The sequence below is a fragment of the Paenibacillus sabuli genome, assembly GCF_014705605.1.
Lineage (GTDB): Bacteria > Bacillota > Bacilli > Paenibacillales > Paenibacillaceae > Paenibacillus_D > Paenibacillus_D sabuli.
On the sequence record NZ_JACXIZ010000103.1, the window covers coordinates 1 to 1,198 of the forward strand.

1 rRNA gene is annotated in these 1,198 nt (G+C 55.9%); it reads right to left on the reverse strand.

The window, feature by feature from the left end:
- Positions 1-1,198, reverse strand: a 23S ribosomal RNA gene (locus IDH44_RS26275); the annotation flags it as partial.

The following is a 1,198-nucleotide window of genomic DNA, read 5'->3' on the forward strand; positions in this document are numbered from 1 at the left end:
CCATAGCTTCGGTGGTGTGTTTAGCCCCGTTACATTTTCGGCGCAGCGTCACTCGACCAGTGAGCTATTACGCACTCTTTCAATGATGGCTGCTTCTAAGCCAACATCCTGGTTGTCTGTGCAACGCCACATCCTTTCCCACTTAACACACACTTGGGGACCTTAGCTGATGGTCTGGGCTGTTTCCCTCTTGACCATGGATCTTAGCACTCACGGTCTGACTCCCGGATTGATGTCGATGGCATTCGGAGTTTGACTGAACTTGGTAACCCTCGCGGGCCCCGCATCCAATCAGTGCTCTACCTCCACGACACACCATCCGAGGCTAGCCCTAAAGCTATTTCGGGGAGAACCAGCTATTTCCGTGTTCGATTGGAATTTCTCCGCTACCCCCACCTCATCCCCGCATTTTTCAACATGCGTGGGTTCGGGCCTCCAGTGCGTGTTACCGCACCTTCACCCTGGACAGGGGTAGATCACACGGTTTCGGGTCTACCATGACGTACTTATGCGCCCTATTCAGACTCGCTTTCGCTGCGGCTCCGGCTCTTCACCTTAACCTTGCACGTCATCGTAACTCGCCGGTTCATTCTACAAAAGGCACGCCATCACCCCTAGATCGGGCTCTGACTTGTTGTAAGCGCACGGTTTCAGGTTCTCTTTCACTCCGCTCCCGCGGTGCTTTTCACCTTTCCCTCACGGTACTGCTTCACTATCGGTCACCAGGGAGTATTTAGCCTTGGCAGATGGTCCTGCCGGATTCCGACGGGGTTTCACGTGTCCCGCCGTACTCAGGATCCGTCTCGGAGGGGATTGACTTTCGGTTACAGGGCTTTTACCTTCTTTGGCCGGCCTTTCCAGACCGCTTCGCCTACCCAACCCTTTTGTAACTCCGTGTGAGACGTCCTACAACCCCAGAGGGCAAGCCCTCTGGTTTGGGCTAATCCGCGTTCGCTCGCCGCTACTGACGGAATCACTGTTGTTTTCTCTTCCTCAGGGTACTTAGATGTTTCAGTTCCCCTGGTCTGCCTCCGCGCCACCTATGGATTCAGTGGCGGGTGACTGGGCATGACCCCAGCCGGGTTTCCCCATTCGGACATCCCCGGATCAACGCCTGCTTACGGCTCCCCGAGGCATTTCGCTGTTCGCCGCGTCCTTCTTCGGCTCCTGGTGCCTAGGCATCCTCCGTGCGCTCTTA